At 47.9% G+C, this 19,371-nt stretch carries 17 protein-coding genes; 15 read left to right on the top strand and 2 right to left on the bottom strand.

Annotated elements, in window-relative coordinates:
* The first annotated feature begins 154 nt into the window (after window positions 1-154).
* The 13 genes from C7R92_RS09810 (at window position 155) to C7R92_RS09740 (ending at window position 14,105) form a co-directional block, all read left to right on the top strand.
* Window positions 155-628, top strand: a complete 474-nt coding sequence (locus C7R92_RS09810) for an N-acetyltransferase (protein WP_007722846.1) — start codon at window positions 155-157, stop codon at window positions 626-628.
* Window positions 629-749: 121 nt separating this feature from the next.
* Window positions 750-2,831, top strand: coding sequence for a methyl-accepting chemotaxis protein (locus tag C7R92_RS09805; protein ID WP_106834115.1), 2,082 nt, complete (start codon window positions 750-752; stop codon window positions 2,829-2,831).
* Between the two features lie 133 nt (window positions 2,832-2,964).
* On the top strand, window positions 2,965-3,696 hold the full coding sequence (locus tag C7R92_RS09800) for a GTP pyrophosphokinase (RefSeq protein ID WP_106834114.1): 732 nt from the start codon (window positions 2,965-2,967) through the stop codon (window positions 3,694-3,696).
* Window positions 3,683-5,119, top strand: a complete 1,437-nt coding sequence (pepV, locus tag C7R92_RS09795; RefSeq protein ID WP_106834113.1) for a dipeptidase PepV — start codon at window positions 3,683-3,685, stop codon at window positions 5,117-5,119. The genes C7R92_RS09800 and pepV overlap by 14 nt, the downstream gene beginning before the upstream one ends.
* 150 nt (window positions 5,120-5,269) lie before the next feature.
* Window positions 5,270-5,872, top strand: a complete 603-nt coding sequence (locus C7R92_RS09790; RefSeq protein WP_017250654.1) for a TetR/AcrR family transcriptional regulator — start codon at window positions 5,270-5,272, stop codon at window positions 5,870-5,872.
* A gap of 74 nt (window positions 5,873-5,946) precedes the next feature.
* Window positions 5,947-7,248, top strand: coding sequence for an MFS transporter (locus tag C7R92_RS09785; RefSeq protein ID WP_106834112.1), 1,302 nt, complete (start codon window positions 5,947-5,949; stop codon window positions 7,246-7,248).
* Window positions 7,249-7,389: 141 nt separating this feature from the next.
* Window positions 7,390-8,466, top strand: coding sequence for a M42 family metallopeptidase (locus C7R92_RS09780; protein WP_106834111.1), 1,077 nt, complete (start codon window positions 7,390-7,392; stop codon window positions 8,464-8,466).
* 283 nt (window positions 8,467-8,749) lie between these two features.
* Entirely contained in the window at window positions 8,750-10,240 is a 1,491-nt protein-coding gene (locus tag C7R92_RS09775) for a DEAD/DEAH box helicase (RefSeq protein WP_069847892.1), read from the top strand.
* Between the two features lie 461 nt (window positions 10,241-10,701).
* Complete coding sequence (locus C7R92_RS09760; protein ID WP_106834108.1) at window positions 10,702-11,043, top strand: SDR family NAD(P)-dependent oxidoreductase; 342 nt, start codon at window positions 10,702-10,704, stop codon at window positions 11,041-11,043.
* Window positions 11,044-11,225: 182 nt separating this feature from the next.
* A complete protein-coding gene (locus C7R92_RS09755) occupies window positions 11,226-12,395 on the top strand; it encodes a hypothetical protein (protein WP_106834107.1) in 1,170 nt (389 codons plus the stop codon).
* 232 nt (window positions 12,396-12,627) lie between these two features.
* Window positions 12,628-13,062 (top strand): Lrp/AsnC family transcriptional regulator, encoded by a 435-nt coding sequence (locus C7R92_RS09750; protein WP_106834106.1) that lies wholly within the window; start codon window positions 12,628-12,630, stop codon window positions 13,060-13,062.
* A 5-nt stretch (window positions 13,063-13,067) separates the two neighbouring features.
* Complete coding sequence (locus C7R92_RS09745) at window positions 13,068-13,706, top strand: LysE family translocator (protein WP_106834105.1); 639 nt, start codon at window positions 13,068-13,070, stop codon at window positions 13,704-13,706.
* Window positions 13,707-13,859: 153 nt separating this feature from the next.
* Window positions 13,860-14,105 carry a hypothetical protein gene (locus C7R92_RS09740; protein WP_017250648.1) on the top strand — a complete coding sequence of 82 codons (246 nt, stop codon included), beginning with the start codon at window positions 13,860-13,862 and terminating at the stop codon, window positions 14,103-14,105.
* Between the two features lie 77 nt (window positions 14,106-14,182).
* Here C7R92_RS09740 and C7R92_RS09735 read toward each other — a convergent pair whose 3' ends face one another.
* Window positions 14,183-15,595 carry an RsmF rRNA methyltransferase first C-terminal domain-containing protein gene (locus tag C7R92_RS09735; protein ID WP_106834104.1) on the bottom strand — a complete coding sequence of 471 codons (1,413 nt, stop codon included), beginning with the start codon at window positions 15,593-15,595 and terminating at the stop codon, window positions 14,183-14,185.
* An 84-nt stretch (window positions 15,596-15,679) separates the two neighbouring features.
* On the opposite strand from C7R92_RS09735, the gene C7R92_RS09730 reads away from it, so the two are divergent.
* Window positions 15,680-16,435 (top strand): hypothetical protein, encoded by a 756-nt coding sequence (locus C7R92_RS09730; protein WP_069847878.1) that lies wholly within the window; start codon window positions 15,680-15,682, stop codon window positions 16,433-16,435.
* 24 nt (window positions 16,436-16,459) lie between these two features.
* A complete protein-coding gene (locus tag C7R92_RS33115) occupies window positions 16,460-17,404 on the top strand; it encodes a methyl-accepting chemotaxis protein (protein WP_106834103.1) in 945 nt (314 codons plus the stop codon).
* A 221-nt stretch (window positions 17,405-17,625) separates the two neighbouring features.
* Here C7R92_RS33115 and C7R92_RS09720 read toward each other — a convergent pair whose 3' ends face one another.
* A complete protein-coding gene (locus tag C7R92_RS09720) occupies window positions 17,626-19,299 on the bottom strand; it encodes a M14 family metallopeptidase (protein WP_106834102.1) in 1,674 nt (557 codons plus the stop codon).
* Between the last annotated feature and the right edge of the window lie 72 nt (window positions 19,300-19,371).

Here is a 19,371-nt window from a genome sequence, read left to right as displayed (position 1 = left end):
CCGTTACCTAACAAAAGAATAGTTCATGCAATTGAGCATAAATTAGGTGAAAAAAGGATAGACTTCTGCGCAGGTCGAATGTATATTTATATACTATAATGAATAAATATTAAATCAAACCAGGCTCGAAATGCATGGGGTGGAGGAGAGTAAAATGGGTGTTGCAAAGGCACTGGCAGTACGTCAGGCTACGATGAAAGACGTGGATGCCATGTTGGAGATTGTTAATGAATATGCACAACAAGGCTTGATGCTACCACGTACGAAGCTGTCTTTCTTAGAAAACTTGCAATCCTTTATTGTCGCTCATGATGGAGATTCGGTCGTAGGTGTCGCAGGCCTACATATTTTGTGGGAGGATCTGGCTGAGATCCGCTCCTTGGCTATCTCGGAAAAAGCGAAGGGGATGGGCGTAGGGAAACATCTGGTTCTTCATTTGGTTGAGCAATGCCGCCTTCTGGGAATTAAGCGTGTACTGGCGCTGACCTATCAACAAGTGTTTTTTGAAAAGTGCGGGTTTTGGGTGGTTGCAAAGGAAACACTGCCGCAAAAAGCTTGGAAGGATTGTATTAATTGCTCCAAGCTGCCGATGTGCGACGAAATTGCTATGATTTTCGAAACAGCCTGATACTTTGGTCTAGCCTTCCTTTTTCCTTTTCTGGTACTATATTCATATTAATAGTAGAAATATAAATAATATTCTATAAGTATACCAGAAAATGAGATTGGAAAAAATGGGGGGCTTTTCCATGAAGTTGGGCGCTCGTATACTGCTCGTACTACTACTGGCAGGAAGTGTACCGCTGACGGCAGCGGGAGTGTTTGCTTATCAGGAATCCAAGCAGGAATTGTTGAACGGAAGCGCCGCTACACTGGAAGCGCTGCGTCACAGCAACAAGGAACAGGTGGAAAATTACTTTCGTGAGCGAGCCAGGAACGTGGATACGCTGGCTGCCTCGGGAACAGTAATGTCTGCCCTTTCTTCGTTTGAGGACGTGTGGCGGCAAGGACGAGAATCGCCTACCTATGAAGAAGTGCAAGCGAGATATACCAACGAATTGAAAATGGAGGTCGCTCGCTACGGCTTCGTAAATGCTTTTCTGTTGAATGCACAAGGGGACATCGTGTACGAGACAAAGCCGCAGGCCGATTTTGGTACCAATCTCCTGACAGGCCCACACGCTGACTCTGTACTTGGCCAGACTGTGCAGCAAGTCAAGAAAACCCAAAGCGCAGAAATGTCAGATCTAGGCATTTACGAGCCATCTGGAGGAGCGCCAGGGGTATACATGGCAGCGCCGATCTACGAGCGAGGCTACATCATCGGGCAAATAGCAGTCGAAGTATCCATGGATTATATTTCTAGAATATTCAATCAACGAGAGGGGCTTGGGGAAACCGGGAAGATTTACTTGGTGGGTGGTCCGGACAAGCTCATGCGCTCACAACTGGGCAGTGAGCCAAATACGTTGTTACAGCAAAAAGTAGATACGCCCATCGTTGATCAAGTCTTGCTCACCCAACAATCCGAAGGAACGGTCGAAAGCATGGATTACTTAGGACAGCAAGTGCTCGTGTCCTATGATCAGGTCAAAGTGGGGAAGAAGACGTGGGCGATTTTGGCAGAGATGAATATGACTGAAATACTGGAGGGCCCAACCCGCATTCGGGATGCCATGATTGCCTTTAATGGTGCCGTCCTCTTGCTAATCGTCATCATCTCGCTATTTACAGCAAATTGGCTTCGTCGTTCGTTTCGCGGCATGCTTGCCGTGGCAGAGCGGATCGGACATGGGGATTTTTCGCGTGAGATTCCTGACAAGCTATTAAAACGAAAAGATGAATTGGGGGAGCTTGCAGGGTCTCTCGTTACGATGCAAAAGCAACTGCGCAAAATTTTGTTTCAGATTCAGCAGGCAGCCGCTTCCGTTTCCGGTGCGGTGCGAAATATCCAGGGAAACACCAGTGAGATTGCCGCGTCCAGTCAGCAAATTGTTCTCGTCGTCGATCAAGTGGCTGCATCTGCTGACAGTCAGGTAGAAAAAATGGGACAAACCTTGAATCTAGCTGTTGATTTGACGAAAGATGTGGCGGTCGTAACGGAAAATGTAGAACGGGTGACTGTATCTGCGGAAGAAATGAAGCAGCATGCACACGCTGGCAGACGCGCGATCGCAGATGTGATGGACAGCATGGACGAAATCAATCGTTCGGTAGAAGCTGCAACGGATGTCATTCATGTATTGGAAGGGCGATCGAAGGACATTTCGAGAATTATCTCCGTCATTACAGAAATTGCCCGACAGACCAATCTGCTAGCTTTGAATGCTGCGATCGAAGCAGCCAGAGCAGGAGAGCATGGCAAGGGATTTGCCGTCGTCGCTGGGGAAGTGCGTAAGCTGGCAGAAGATACCAACAGCGCTGCCCAGCAGATCGTAGGCATGATTGGAGACGTACAAAAGGATACGAGAGAAGCAGTCGCCAGGATGGTCGAGGGTGCCCAAACGACCGCCCGCGGCATAAAAACAGCACACCAATCGCAAGAGATGTTCCAGCACATCGAGGAAAACATCCTCGGGGTGTCGCAAGAAATTAATGGTGTCAGTGAAGCATTCAAGCGTATGGCGCCAGATGCCCAGCAGGTAGCCGTTGTCGCTGGTGAAGTATCGTCCGCATCGATGCAAGCAGCTGCCGGTGTCCAAAGCATCTCGGCTGCGGTAGAGGAGCAGAGTGCAGCGATGGAGCTTATCGCAGATGCTGCGAATCAGCTGGCCATTCTAGCAGAAGAGCTGAGAAGCTCACTTGCAACCTTTGTTTCGCGCGAAAATTAAGAAAAGAGGGACGGAGCAAAAGCCAGTGACAACTGCCTTTTCTCCCGTCTCTTTTTGTATTTTGGAAGGATATCTCACACAAAATGTTGAATGATAAGGACGATGGAGAGTTTCAAGCCGGAGGGACGTAAGCGTGCACAAACTAGATTGGGAACTATATCTGCTACCGTTCGAACAAGCTGTAGAAGAAATCAAAGTCAAAATTAAAAATATCCGTAACGAGCTGCGCAAACGCAAGGAGCATTCACCGATTGAGTTTGCGGTGGGCAGGGTCAAATCGATCCCGAGTATTTACAACAAGGCAAACCGCTTGCAGTTTCCGATTGATGAGAATATCTGCTGGGAAATTCGCGATATCGCAGGCATCCGCGTCATTTGCCAGTTTATTGATGATATACCTGCAGTCGTTGAGATGATACGCAACCGCGGAGACATGCGTGTGTATTTGGAGAAGGATTATGTCTCTACCCCAAAAGAAAGCGGCTATCGCGGCTATCACCTTGCCGTGGAGTATCCGATCATGATGGCGGGTGGGCAAGTGACCATTCCGGTAGAAATTCAGATTCGCACATTGGGAATGAATTTTTGGGCGACGATTGAGCACTCGCTGAATTATAAATACGAGGGAATTATCCCATCCGATATACGGCAAAGATTGTTCGAGGCTGCCAAGGCGTCCTACAAGCTTGATAGCGAAATGAACAACATCCGGGAAGAAATTAAAGACGCCCAAGCAGAATTTACGAAAAAAGAAGTGCCGATGGAGTCATTGTTATCGTTGGTGGAGCTGGATCTCGACGTCGATGCGGCAATGGACGAAGGAAGTATGAATGAGAGGACTGGAGAAGAGAATGACAAGCGTTAATTGGCTGGAAGAAACAAAGAAACGCAAGGACGAACTGATTGCGACGACACAACAATTTTTGCAGATTAAAAGTGTATTAGACCCCGAGTCAGCACGGGAAGATGCCCCTTTTGGAGAAGGGATTCGGCAAGCGCTTGACTTTGCTCTAGGCGTGTGTGAAAAAGCAGGCATGACAACCAAAGACGTCCGCGGATATGCAGGGCACGCTGAATTCGGACAAGGTGAGGAATTGATCGGCATTCTGAGCCATGTCGATGTCGTACCGGAAGGCGATGGCTGGAGTACGCCTCCGTATGCAGCCGAGATCGTGGATGGACGCATGGTGGCCCGTGGTGCGATTGACGACAAGGGACCGACGATGGCGGCCATTTTCGCAGCGAAGATCGTGATGGAGTTGGGATTGCCGCTGTCGAAGCGCGTGCGCTTTATTTTCGGTACGGATGAAGAATCGAGCTGGCAGTGTGTGAACACGTATTTTGAAACGGAAGAAATGCCGACGATGGGCTTTACACCAGATGCAGACTTCCCGCTGATCTATGCGGAAAAAGGCTTGACCGATCTGTCATTACGGCAGACGCTTGCATCCTTCCAAAGTCTTGGAATACCTGCTGCGGATAATGTGGCGGCAAAGCTCGTTTCCTTACAGGCTGGCTTGCGGATGAACATGGTTCCAGACAAGGCTGTAGCAACGCTTGCGCCAATCGGCTTGAATAGTGAGGCGATTGCACAAAGTTATCGCCAGCACTTGGAAGCGACTGGCTTGAAAGGAAAAGTGGAGGAGCAGGACGGTCTCGTAGTGCTGCACATGGAGGGCGTTTCGGTTCACGGAATGGACCCGAGCAAAGGTGTCAACGCGGGTACTGAGCTCATTCACTTTTTGCGCACCTTGTCCTTGGATGAACGCGGAGCAGTATTTGTAAGCTTGGCTGATCGTTATTTGCACAAGCAGCATTACGGTGAAGCGCTCGGCATCGCGCATGATGATGAAGAAATGGGTGCGCTCACACTGAACACAGGTGTGATCGAGTATGACGAAAAGCAGGATGCGCTTTTCCGTCTGAATATCCGTTACCCACATTCTGTTGCCTTCGAAAAATGGTCGGCTGTTCTTGCTGAACGATTCAGTGAAGGGGCATATACGCTCGAAGTGGCTGAGCATCTGACACCGCACCGCGTCGACCCGAATCACCCTTTGGTGACGACACTGCAACGCGTGTATACGGAACAAACAGGCGAGGAAGCAGGCATCATTGCAATTGGCGGCGCTACCTACGGCCGATCGCTGGATGTTGGGGTAGCATTCGGACCGCTTTTCCCAGGTCGTCCTGACAGTGCCCACCAGCGAGATGAATATATTTTCGTGGATGATCTGATCAAAGCGACAGCGATTTACGCGCAAGCGATCTATGAATTAGCGAAGTAGGAATAGCAAGCGGCTGGACACAAGTGCCAGCCGTTTTTATTTTTTGCTGAATCAGGAGAGACAAAACTCTTTGCAAATGCTGGAAGTCAGTACTATAATGCAAGTAACGATTGATCGACTAATCATTCATTAGCAAGGAGCCTGTACAGCATGCCACTTTCAGAAGAACAAGTGCTAAAAATGAAGCAAAAGCGGGAAACGATTCTTCAGCAGGCCGTTCTCTTGTTTGCCGAGCGCGGCTATGATGATACCACCATTGCAAAAGTCGCGAAGGCATCTGGAGTGAGCTTTGGCAGTGTTTTCACGTACTTTGAAAACAAGGATCAGCTCTTTCATGCCGCCGTCACGGAGCCATTACAAGAGCATTCGGTCAAACTGCTTGACTTTGATCCCCAAGCATCTGAGCCATTACTGGAATTAGAGAGAATGGTGACCAATCACATCAAGCTTTTCGCCGCGTTCGATTCGTACTTGCGTCTGGTCGTCCAAGTAGTTGGCTACTACAATCGTTTTGCCCATTCATTTGCTGAGTTAGATGCGTTTCACAACACATTTCGTACGAAAATTGCCGAGCTCTTGATCAATGGACAAGAGAAAGGACTCTTGCATGTCCAAGATCCCAAATACGTGGCGACAGCGTACATGAGTCTGTTAATTGGTCTGCGTGTGAATTTGACCGATGAGCCACAAAGCAACATGTGGGAAAAATTCGTTCCGTTTGCCATGCAGCTTTTTGGACCGAAGAATCGCTAGCATTCTCCATCGGTCTTTTTTTTGGAATATAAATGATTGATTAATCAATCGTTACGAAAAGAGGAATGGTCACGATGAGTTTTTGGAAGTTCGACAGCAACATCCAGATCAGACTGATGTTACAATTTTTGACGACGATGGCGAGCATGACTGTGACTCCGTACTTGATTGTTTTTTTCTCCAAGCAATTGGGGACGGTTGTAACGGGCTTCATGTTTTTAGGCGTGATGGCAGCGAGTGTCGCAGGCTCTTTTGCAGGGGGATATGTGGCAGACAGGATCGGGCGAAAAAAAGTCATCGTTGTGTGTGAGGCGGTCATCTTTCTCAGTTTTCTTGGTGTAGCCTTTGTCAACTCGCCCTGGATTCAGCTGCCTTATGTGACATTTATTTTGTTTCTGTTCAATAACTTTTGTTTGGGGGCGTCAGGTCCTGCATACCAAGCACTCATCATTGATGTGAGTCAGCCGGAAAACAGGCGAGCGATTTTTACGGCTTCTTATTGGTTGAATAATCTGTCGGTAGCCATAGGAGGGTTGGTAGGGGCTTTTTTGTTCCACAAGCATTACTTTGCCCTATTTCTCGGTGTGGCTGTAAGCATCGCGATTTCGCTCGCCATTACGATCCTGTTTATCAAGGAAACGTATGTGCCAGAAAAACGTGCACGCTCAGCGTCTGGCAAACAAAGACAAAAAGATTCGAGTTTTATGGCAGATGTCATGGGAGCTTATAAAGAAGTGCTCAAGCATCGGATTTTTCTACTGTTTACCATAGCGAATCTGCTCATTATAGCTGTAGAGGAGCAATTGACCAATGTCATAGGCCTTCGTTTAGTGCAAGATATCCCGGAGCCTGAGCAGTTATTTTCGTTTCTTGCCATTCAGGTAGATGGGATGAACTTGTTAGGCCTATTAAAAACAGAAAACACGTTGCTGGTTGTTTGCATGACCGTTTTGGTGTCCTACGTGATGAAGAGCATGAGAGATAGGGCTGTGCTCTTATCAGGCTTGGTCCTGTACTTTTGCGGGTATGCCTGGATTAGCTTCAGCAGCTCTCCTGCTGTCTTGCTCATTGCCATGTTCTTCGCGACGTTGGGTGAAGTGATGCACATTCCAGTAAAACAAGCGTTACTCGCCAATATGGTGCCGGATCATGCGCGGAGCACGTATATGGCTGTACATTCTCTGTTTAGCATCGTGGGGGTCAGCAGTGCAGGTGTGTTTATTCTTGTCAGTACGTGGGTTCCCACTATTGCGATCACCGGAATTTTTGTAGGGATGGGACTGATTTGTCTCGTGCTATTTCATCGGATCACGAAAAAGGTCGGGCAAGAACAAGAAAATGCTACGAAGGCCACCCAATCAAATGCGACAGCATGAAGAAGTACTCGAGCGCATTCGGGACACTGGTTGGGGAAACAATATCAAATAGGGTGCAGGCAATTTGGAAATGAAAGGATTTTGTAAGCGATTTCTCGAAATCATAAAGGGAATACGTCAGTATCGAAAAGGAGATAAAGGATGGACGATCTCACGAAATTGATCAAGGATTTGACGGAAACGGACGGAGTACCTGGGCACGAGCGCGAAGTCAGGGTGAAGATGGAAGAATACTTACAGCCTCTCAGCGACGAGTTGGTAAAGGATCGACTGGGTGGAGTACTCGGGAAGAAGACGGGTGCAGAAAACGGTCCGAAAATTTTGCTCGCGGGACATTTGGATGAAGTGGGCTTCATGGTGACGCATATCACGCCAAAAGGGTACTTGCGTTTTATCCAGCTCGGTGGATGGTGGACGCACAATATCCTCTCACAGCGCGTGAAGGTCAAGACACGCAAAGGTGAGCATCTCGGGCTCATTGGTTCGAAGGCACCACACGCTCTGGAAAAAGAAGAGCGGGAAAAAGTCATGAAGCTCAAGGATTTGTACATTGACATCGGGGCAAAAGATGAAGCAGATGCGAAGGAAATGGGTGTTCGCCCTGGTGATTGGATTGTTCCTGACAGTGATTTTACGACGATGCGCGACGGAGAGCTGTGGGTCGCAAAGGCGCTCGATAATCGAGCGGGGTGTGCGCTGGCAATCGAGGTGCTGAAACGTTTGCAGTCGGAAGAGCATCCAAATGTGCTATACGCCGGTGCAACCGTTCAAGAAGAAGTTGGGACGCGCGGTGCTGGCACAGTAGCGACGCTGGTTGAACCGGATATTGCTTTTGCTGTCGATGTTGGACTCGCATATGACACGCCTGGAAATGAATCCTATCCGATGACCTGCAACGTGGGGGACGGTCCGCTCGTTATGTTATTTGATGCCACGATGATTCCGCATACCGGATTGCGCGATCTCGTATTCGACACAGCAGAGGAGCTCGGCATCAATATCCAGGTGGATGCCCTCGCAGGAGGCGGAACAGACGCAGCGAAATTCCATACAAGCGGCATTGGCTGCCCGTCGATTGTCGTCGGCTTTGCGACACGGTATATTCACAGCCATAATGCGATTATGGCAAAAAGTGATTTCGAGCAGGCTGCCCAGCTGCTGACAGCTGTCATCAAGAAGCTCGATAAGGAAACGGTTCAACAACTGCTCGATAGATGAGGTAGGCGAAACCCTCTCCATGCATGTATCATTGCGATGGAGAGGGTGTTTTTGTGATGATGGAGAGGTTATGAAATCACGAGCCTCGGAGAAAAATACCCGGGAGTTGAACGGTTTAGTTGTTTTTTCGAGAGTACTCCTTTAGTATAGGTAGGATAGGATTTCGCAAGGGCAACAACCTGCCTAGGATGAATTTGATTGATGAGAGCCGGTTTTATCGCATCCACTGTCCATGCAGTCATGGTGTGGCGAATCGGTTCGCTTGTGAAAGGAAGTGGAAGTTATGGCAAAATCGTTTGCGTCTTTTGGTTTTCGTCCGGAGCTGATGCAAGGGATTCAAGACCTGTATTATAAAGAACCGACACAAATTCAAGAGGAAGCTATTCCTCTCATTATGGAAGGCAAAGATCTAATCGGACAAGCTCAGACAGGTACGGGAAAAACAGCTGCATTCATGCTGCCGATCCTCAACGCTTTGGAAGAGGGAAAACGCGACATTCAAGCGCTCATTCTCACCCCGACACGTGAGCTTTCCATTCAGATTGCCAAAGAAGTAGAAAAGCTGGGTAAGCACCTGAATGTAAACGTGCTGTCTCTGCATGGTGGAACGGATATCGACAAGCAACTTAGCAAACTGAAAGAAACCGTACATGTTGTAGTCGGAACACCAGGGCGCGTGCTGGATCATATGAAGCGCGGATCGCTCCATTTCGGACGCATCTCCACATTGGTGCTGGATGAAGCAGATAAAATGATGGAAATGGGCTTCTTGGAAGATGTGGAGCAAGTGATCGTGCACACGCCTTCCCAGCGTCAGGTGCTGTTGTTCTCTGCTACGATGCCTGATTTGGTGAAAAGACTGGCGCACCGCTTCATGAAGCAGCCACCGCATATCAAGATTGAGGGCAAGCAGAAGACTGTTGAGCGCATTGAACAATTTTACTATGTAGTGAACCAAAGCGATAAGACGGACGCTCTCGTGGATGTGCTGGAGCAAGAGCAGCCGTTCTTGACCATCGTGTTTGCCAATACGCAAGTACGTGTACAGCAGCTTACAGCTCGATTGCAGGAAAATGGCCTCGCTGCGAAAGCACTGTACGGTGATTTGTCCCAAAACAAGCGGGAACAACTGATGAAGCAATTCCGTGAGATTCGTTTCCAATACTTGATCGCGACAGATATCGCGGCTCGTGGACTCGACGTAGAAGGCGTAACACATGTCATCAACTACGATTTGCCGAATGACGTGGATAGCTACATTCACCGCGTTGGACGTACGGGTCGTGCGGGACAAAAAGGTAAAGCCATCTCCCTCATTTCTCCTCGTCAGAAGAACTTGATGGGGCGTTTTGCCAAAGCCACGAAGGCATCGATCGAGGAAAGAATTTTGCAGGAAGGTCGCCATCTGGATGCGGGTCGCCGTCAACGTGCGGAAGAACGGGAAGCTCATTTCATTGAGCTGCGTGCACAACAGGCGAAAGAGCAACAGAAGGAAAAAGACAAAGAGTTCTCTCCTGTACGTGAAGCCTTGAAGAAAAAGACGAAGGTAAAACCAGGCTACAAAAGGAAAATGGCGCGTGAGCTGGGTGAATTGCAGACGCAGTATGAGAAAAATCGCAAGAAGGCAGAAGCGATTGCAGCGCGTAAAGCAGGTAAATCTGCGAAGCCAGCCGATGCCAAGAAAGCGGGAAAAGGTGGAGCCGCTCGCTCTGCTAAGGGTGGAAGACCGTTTAGTCAATCCTCATCCGCTGGGAAAACGCGTGGAAATAAGTAAAGATGGTAAGAGAAACTGTCCAGATTCGAAAAGGGTCTGGGCAGTTTTTTTTGATTTGGATCGAATGAAGCTCCCTTTCTCCTATTTCTTTCGATCAACTTATGGAACGATATATCCCATGCTTAATCGGATGGAGAAGGAGGGATTGATAACCAAGGAAATTGTACCTCAGGACGAGAATATTTTAACGCCTATTTACAAGGGCCCCTAGAGCGGGATAGTACAAAATCAGATTTTTTGATGAGGCTTTACTTTGGCGAATTTGTCGGGTATGACAAAGTGATTGCCTGGTTAAAGCAAGCGCAGGAGGAAGCGCAAAAGAATTTAAATGAGTTATACGAGAAGCATTCGCTTTATAAAGATGAAATACATCCGGCACAGATCATATGCATCCAGATTGGGATAAATGAATATAGCGCTAAACTTGAAACGATAGCCCAGGGATTGTTAAATATGGAACAATGGAGATTCTTGAAGCAGCTACCGCTGAGCAAATTAGAAGACAATTTGAAGTGAATGTTTTTGGTTTGATAAACATGACGAAAGCGATCGTGCCACATTTTAGATCGAATAAAGAAGGCTTGCTGATTAATATTTCTTCTATGGGAGGGAAAATTACCTTTCCTACAATGTCACTTTATCATTCGACTAAATTTGCGGTTGAAGGCTTTTCAGAAGCTTTATCTTATGAATTAGCATCACAAAACATCAAAGTAAAGTTGATCGAACCAGGAGCTATTCATACAGACTTTGGCGGAAATGGAAAAAGACCCAGCATATGCCTCGTCTCCAGTGAGCGATGAACATAAATGGATTACGTAAACACTGTCGGAGGACAGAACTTGCGTACATATCCGATATGGGACACGACCTCTCAGAAGTAAAAATGGGGCTAACAACGATGGTAAGTTGAAATATGTTCATGCACTGTGGTAGTTTATTGTGTATTGTTTGTAAAAAAACTTTTTTAAAGTAAGGATGAATTATGAAAAAAAGAAATAAAATTGCTCTCGTTTCTCTTTTGGCAATCGTAGGTGTAGTTTTGTTTTTCATCGTGATGAACCAAACCGTTCAAACTGAATATGAATCGCTAAATGAAACAGACAAACAGATGTTAACCGAGTTGTCGACGATTTATCAACATTTTGAGCAATCACCGGATCAGCTTTGGAACGAGGAGTATGATTTTCGAACTTTACCGCTCTTGCTTGTGCACACGAATAAAGATAGAGGGTTTTTCCGAAAAGAAGCCTTTGCAGTAAATGTGAAGCAATTCGAAAACAGTATGTTTGCTACAGAAATCAAAGTACCGGAGTCATTCGGTTTGCCTAAGGTGTATCGGGTCAGCCGTTTTGATCCGTCCACGATTTCTGCGTGGATGCCCTTTAACTTTGCGACTCTTGAGATGGATGGCACCGAAGCCATGTATTTTAAGTATCATCCTAAAATGTTTAGCGATCCGGAGCTGTATTTTGATTTTGCTTCCTTTTTGCTCCATGAATCGTTTCACATCTTCAAGCAAAAAAATTGGACCTATGACGCTGATGGGGCCGAATTTATTGATAACTACCCCGTTACAGAAGAAAATTATGCCTTGATGGGACTCGAATTCAAGCTGCTGGATCAGGCAGTGGCTGTGAATGATACCGAAACCATCAAACAGCACTTGCGTGATTGGGCGATCGTGCGCAGCTATCGTTATCAGAAATGGCCACAACTGGTGGGGGAAACCAAGACAGAGGCGATTGAGGGATCAGCCCGCTACATCGAGTATCGTTACAGCGAGCTTACAGGTGGAAAGCTGACCGTTCTTGCGACAAAAGAGGAGCCTTTTCACGTTACGTTTATGCATGTATTTGACGTGATTGCCAATGGTCAATTGTCCCCGCGTTATTTGGTAAGAAGTATTCGGTATGAGACTGGTTCTGCCCTTGAGCTGTTGATGGACAAAGCAGCTATTCCTTGGAAAGCAGCGATTGAGGATCACCCGCAGAAACCGGGCCAAACACCCTATGAAATAGTGAAAGCCTATTTCAACATACAGGACAGTGCTAGCGTGGAAAAAGAAATAGAGAGAATCAAGAGCAAGTATGGATATGAAGGTCTTCTGGAGCAAGGGGCAAAGATTGCGAACTTGAATAAAGAAGAGCAGTAAGGCTGCTAAAAAGGCTTATTCCCACTTCGATCAGGAGGAGGAATAAGCTTTTTTCGTACCTGAAATCGAAGGATGACCTAAATCTGTTAGGAATACGCTCTGAGATTACATGTCGTACAGAGAAAAATGAAGAAATACGGATAAATAGTTAAAAGTATAAGGTTCTTGCACCGAATGCCTTTCTCTTTGAAAGAAGTTGTTATAATGAATAGAAAACAAGGAGGGAGATCAAATGGATCGGATTGATGAACAAATCCTCCGTTTATTGCGGGGAAATGCCCGAATCACCAGCTCAGACATCAGTAAGCAGGTTCATTTGTCCGTGCCTGCGGTCTCCGAGCGAATACGCAAGCTGGAGGATACAGGACTCATCAAGCAATTCACGGTGAAGCTGGATCGGGAACAGCTAGGGCTTCACCTGATTGCATTTGTGATGGTGGAAATCGAAAAAACGGAGCATATCGCTGGCTTCCGTGAAACGGTCTTGCAGGCAGACTCTGTGCTGGAATGCCATCATATTGCGGGAGCTTACGATTATGTATTGAAGGTTGCCGTAAAAGGGACAGCCGATCTGGAACGATTCATCTCTGAAACATTGAAGCAAGTAGAAGGTGTAAGCAAGACGAATACGATGATCGTCCTGTCTTCCATGAAAGAGGAGATGTGAACCTGATGGCAATCTGGAACGGTCTATTATTTGGGATGATGCTCCAGCTATCCGTTGGTCCGGTTTGTCTGGGAGTATTGCATCGCTCGATGACTCGGCGATTTCGGGATGCACTCATGATGGTACTGGGGGTTGCACTCGTAGATGCGGTTTATATGGTGGGGGCGGTCGGGGGACTGTCGCTGCTGTTACAAATCCATTGGGTCAAACAGATGGTTTTGATTATGGGAGCTCTGATTTTGACTTGGTTTGGGATTCAAACCTTGCGTGCCATAAAAGGCAGAGGCGTACATGAACAAGCTCCAGTCCAGCATGCTCCATCGGGTCGAAACAGCTTTTGGCACGGCGTGCTTCTGACGCTCGCGAATCCACTGACCATTCTGTTTTGGGCGGGAGTTTTTGGCTCACTATTGGCATCTGGCACTTTTGTTCATTCAACAGAGTTGTTCTTGTTTGCTACAGGCTGTCTGTTATCGACCTTATTGTTCTTGGGGCTGGTAGCTTTGTTGGCCACGTATTTGGCTCGATTTTTTCGCCCAGGTTGGCTCAACGTTTTTCATGGACTCAGTGGTGTCTTTTTCATTGGGTTTGCGATTGTCCTTTACGCAAAAAGCTGCCTGATGCCTCCATACTGGCCTTTTTAAAGGAGTTCGGAATGACTGCATCGAATTTTAAATAGAATACAGGAATTGCGATCGAAAATAGTGTTTTCCTCCCATGTGATTTGGGTAATAGATAGGAAGATAGAACCCTTTCTTGTGAAAGTACCATAGTACAGGGTGTGAGGAGAACCAGTGATGACGACGGATACGTGCTTGAAATGCGGCAGTCCGATGGGCCGGGGAGAGTACACTTGCCAGGTTTGCGGAGAAAACGAAATACAAGACTACCAGATGATTCGCAATTACGTGAGAAGTTATCCGAATTCAAATGCGATGCAAATAGCCAATGCAACAGGGATATCTGTTTCAAAAATATTGCGTTATATAAGAAATGGCTCGTTGACGGTAGTAGACAATCCGCCCCGCAGAGGGCGATCATAAGAAAAAGAGAAAAGCGCACAAGCAGTCACGAATGCATTTCGTGTAGACTTGTGCGCTTTTTTATTTTTGATGCAAATTTACAACCAGCGTAGACCCTTTGGATAATGATTTTTGAGTTGCCCTTCAGATTGCTTGCCCCAACCGATGGGGAATCCATCTACAGTAACCAGCGTCCAGCCGCTTTCACCATCACGCGTGAGAGCTTCCCCTTTTAAGTACCGCAACATCTCAGGATCGTCTGCGTCATACGGAGCGACACGGACTGCCTCCGCAGGAGAGAGGGAGAGTGCCAAGGCGTGTGCAGGTTCAAATCTGTTCTTTTTTACAGTTCCTAGGTGCAGACCGACGCGCGCGACCTTGAGCTTGTCCCAGTCGAGCTCGGGAGCAGGTGAGTAGTAGAGCTGTTCGCCGAACAAAAGAAAAGCGGATTCATCATCGAATGGTTTGGAGAGCGCCGGGAGTGCTTCATCCGCGAACGTACGCCAAGCTGCCATGGCTTCTTTACGACCTGCCGGAGCCGATTTTGCCGCACGCTTTTCTTTACGCTTCCCGGCAGGTTCATGAACTTCAGCGTTATCACTCTTTTGCAGCTTGGCGAGGTAATGACCTTCTCCCTGTAAACGATGCGGCCACAGTCTCGCTGTCTGGGTGAGTTGCTCGTTATACGGCGATGCCCACTCTGGTTGGCCAGCAGAAAAGCAATCTACATGTGGCAGCGAGACGATCTCAAATTCCGGATGACGTCCCAGGAAGTTAACGAGTGACTGCTCATTTTCCAACGGAGCGAATGTGCAGGTGGAGTAGACCAACGTCCCGCCTGGCTTCAGCATCGCAGCGGCCGCTTCAAGAATATCGCCTTGCATGAGATGGCACTCGGTTACTTTTGCAGGGCTCCAGTCTTCGATTGCTTCGGGTAGCTTGCGGAACATTCCTTCGCCAGAGCATGGAGCGTCTACTAAAATTCGGTCAAAAAACTGGGGGAATCGCTCCTGTAAGCGTTCAGGCGTTTCGTTGGTCACGACGGCATTGGTCACGCCGCAGCGCTCCAGATTTTCTGACAAGGCTTTTGCACGAACAGGATGGATTTCGTTTGCCACAAGCATTCCTTGTCCACGCAAAAACGCTGCAAGCTGCGTCGATTTCCCTCCTGGTGCTGCACACAGGTCGAGGATGCGCTCACCAGGTTGTGCACCGAGTGCTTCGGCAGCGGACATCGCGCTTGGCTCTTGCAAATAGTACATGCCAGCGGAGTGAAAAGGATGCTTGCCGGGACGATCTGGCTCTTTGTAGCGAAAACCGTTTTCGCACCAAGGGACTGCTTCCAGAGCAAACGGCGAGATTTTCAAAAAATCGTCAGGACCCACCTTCAACGGATTGACCCGCAAGCCGTGTGCCACTGGCTGATCATACGAGGAAACGAATGCCTCATAATCGTGTCCGAGCAAGGTTTGCATGCGCTCGGTAAATGATGTTGGTAAATTTTTTGTCATAACAGCCTCCGTGTCAGATTTTGGCCCCATGTGAAAGGAAAAGATAGAATCATGGCGAATCATAGAGAATGAGGTGAGAGCATTATGGAAGGATCCCGTGCAAAACGCTACCGCTCCCGGCGGAGAAATGACTCGGAAGTAAGCCGGTTTTGGATCATGGGGTTGCTGTTCTCACTGCTGGTGCTCGCTTTTGAATTCTTTATCGAAATACCCGCCGATGCAGATTGGCTGATCGATATGGAGATGGCTTTGTTTTCTGCCAGCTTTACGTTACTTGCCTTTTATCTGCTCGGACTTACCTTTGCCTTTTCACGCCACCAAAAGGCAGGGAAGATCAATCACCAAATCATCATCTATGTATGGTTGGGTGCGATCTTGTTTCACTTGTTCCTGCTCATCAGCAATTTGTCCAATCAGCATGTGTACAAAGCAGGGATCATTCTATTTTTAGGACCATTGTTTTTAACTGTCTACCATTTTATCACGTACTTGGGAGCTTTGCGCGAGGAGCGTGAGGAACAGGAGGCAGCTACGACAGCTACGCTCGAGCGTACGGCCTACCAGATGATTCTGGAGGGTGGACGTGTATACAGTGAGCTGAGTCGCCTGAAAACAGAATATCCAGAAGTGGAGCAAATGCTTCGTGCCAACGATTTTCACGATAAACTGGAGCGCTATGCTTTGGAAATGCAGCAGTATTTGCAGGCGAAGCATTTTGAGCGTAAAGACGTGGAGCTCTTGGAGGGTCACTATTATTTCTTGGAAAACTTGCTGAGCTTGGCGAAACAACATCCGGGAATAATCGAGTCCCGCGTATATAGCCGCCGAGGTGACAATTGATGGGTACAAAGGAGAGGGAAGCGGATGTTTTGGAAAAAAGACAAAGGCCTAGCAGTAAAAGAGACAGCAGCGACGACAGTGGCAACTCCCACAACCACAATGGCAGGACAGCAAGACGCTTGGAATCATGAGCTTCGCGGTATTTACGAACAGATGGGTGCGATCCTCACTTCGAACCAAGCGATGAACGCAGAATCCGATCAAATGGTGCGATTGGTGACGAGGATGAAGCGTGTCGTAGATAATATCCAGGGTATTAACGAGCGGGATGATGAATCTGCGAGTCAGTTGTCGGTTCGAGGAGAGCGCCTGACAGACATCTGTAAACAATCGGTAGCGCGTGCAGATGAAGGCAAGAAGGCCATGACCGATGTTGTAGAAGTCATGAGCCTGCTCGACAAAGAATCGGTCCATACGTCCAAATCCATGAGCCGCTTGGGAGAGCGCTCTTCGGAAATTACGAGCATCGTCAAGGTAATCAGCGATATTGCCAATCAGACCAACCTTCTCGCTTTGAATGCTGCGATAGAAGCAGCACGTGCGGGTGAACAGGGCCGAGGCTTTGCAGTAGTAGCGGATGAAGTACGGAAGCTAGCCGAGATGACCGCGAACTCGACCAAGACGATTGCAGAATTGATCGGCAAGATTCAGGAAGAAACAAAAGAAGCGTTGTCCAACAGTGAAAAAAGCAGCAGTGCGATCAAAAATGGGCTTTCTATCAGCAAGGATGCTGCGGAGAAGACGGATCAGATCGTGAACGCTTTCCAGGTACTGAACGGCGAAGTGTCAGGTGTGATGGAAATCATCGCGCACCAAAAGCGATTTGCTGACGATGTGTCCCAACAAGTAAGTGATGCGAAGGGCTTGCTGGACGAGCTGAATGAAGGCTTGACCAAGCACGTGAGGGACGCCAACGCAGTAGAGCAAATGCTCGCGTCCAGCGTAAAGGATGTCAAAAAGGTATTGTGATCATAAGGAAAAAGAATCAGGAGTCCGTATCCAAGCGATGCGGACTTTTTGGTATTTGTTCACTTTGTTTCACTTCCGTTTTCACCGACAATGGTCGAAGTGAGCGACAATACGCAAAAGCTGGCAGGGCTTGCCCAAGAAGTGTTTGAAATAAAGTAAGCCCATACATGTAACAAAAATCCCCTCTCAGGAGTCTAACTTTAGAGAGGGGATTTTTTCCTTTAGTTTTTTGGTATGGTGGGTAGCGATTGCTCCAGCATATAGCGATATACCGGGACTTCATCGCCCTTTTCAACGGGCAAGAAGTTAAACGTCACGTAGCTGTCTACTGATTCCGGTTCCAAGGCCAAAGCAATGAAGTTGGCGTTTGGCTGGGCCATGCTGAACACGTAGCTACCCGCAGGAAAGGTTTTCGTTGTTTCTGTTACATTTGCAGTCACTTGGTTGGTGAAATGCCCATTCTCGTATATCGGATTCACCTTGTTTTCCAAAATGGTGTAGCTTTCTACCGCTATGGTCGTTTCTTTTGATAGCTTGCTTACCGAAACACCGAGCAGTTCCAGCTTGGCTGCAACGTCATGGTAGCCAGGAGGCATAAGATAAGCAGTGGGGCGCTCGCGTTCGAGTACGGGATAGGCATCCGTGGAGCTTACCCAGTCGATGGGGGTAGACACTTTTTTTGCCGTGGCTAGATCGACCACTTCGAGAGATTGACCCGGTACTCGCTTATTCTCACTCAGGATGACGAGTTTGTCGTTGTCGTTTGCTTTTTTGCCTTTTTCCGTGATTTCTGCGCGTGCCTGCGTCACGGAGGACTTGATTGCTTTGGCGTTGGCCGCTGTTGATTGGATGACAGCAGCGTGAGTCATGGCCTGACTGTATACACGGCGCTCAAAATCGGCGCGTCCAATGCCGATGCCGCGTGTTTCCACCAAAAACGTCAACGTGTTTTTCAAGCCCAAGGCATTGCGGCCGATTCTCGTCTCTGTGCTGCCTTCTGTTGCGGTCACTTTTCCGTCCTTGCCTTTTGCCAGCGTATAGTATGCGTGATGAGAAAGTTGCTCCTTATCGAGTGCTTTTTGAACGTCAGCCAAGAGCAGGTTGTCTGACATTTTACGAAGGTTGGCGGGGATATTCAAGTTTTTCGCGGAAGAGATCAGAACGTCGTAGGAAGAGATCGCGCCTTTTTCCCCTACATCGCGAAGCTGGTTGGAAGAGACGCCGTATTCATGGGCGTCAAGCACCACATCAGGTTGATAGGTATTGATCGCCTGGTGAACCGATTGCACCTCTGGATATTCTACCTTCATGTAGTCACGGTTGGCATCCAGCTCTGTCGCGATGTAGCGTTTAAACTGGTAGGAGCCGTCCGGGTTGATGCGAGGAACAATCGCGACGTTTACTTGATTCAGGAGGTCGGGGCCAAGCTTTCCTTCTGCCAGCCATTTGGCGATCACGAGAGCAGATTCACCAGAGGCGGGTTCATTTCCGTGGATTTGTGCCTGTAGCCAGATGAGTGGTTTCTCCTTGTTTTGTTTGAGCTTGCTGTGGTCTTTGCTGAATAGCAGCAGGGGGATGTCGCGACCTTCCAATGATGTACCGATGGATAGCAGCTTGATTTCCTTGTTGCCTGTAGCTAACTTGCTTATGTAAGCCATCATTTCTTCCTGGGATGTAAAAGCTTCTTTTCCTTCTTGGAAGCCGGGTGTCCCAAACTGGAAAGTGGGCTTGGGGAACAAGCTCTCAATCTGTGCAGGCTGTACATAGGTTGGCCCTATTCCGTAATAAGGAATGTGGGGTTGTGGTTCAGCTTGGGTGGCATGGATGATTGAGGGGCTGGTGAACAGAGATATTACGAGTGCTGTAGAAACAACGTAGCGTACTTTCTTGTCCATAAATTCCCTCCTGAGAAATAAAATAAGACACCTATGATTAATTTATCAGATTATTATAAAAATAATAATCGC

The sequence above is a fragment of the Brevibacillus porteri genome (genome assembly GCF_003013475.1).
Classification (GTDB): Bacteria; Bacillota; Bacilli; order Brevibacillales; family Brevibacillaceae; genus Brevibacillus; species Brevibacillus porteri.
This window is presented reverse-complemented; position numbering and strand designations above follow the sequence as displayed.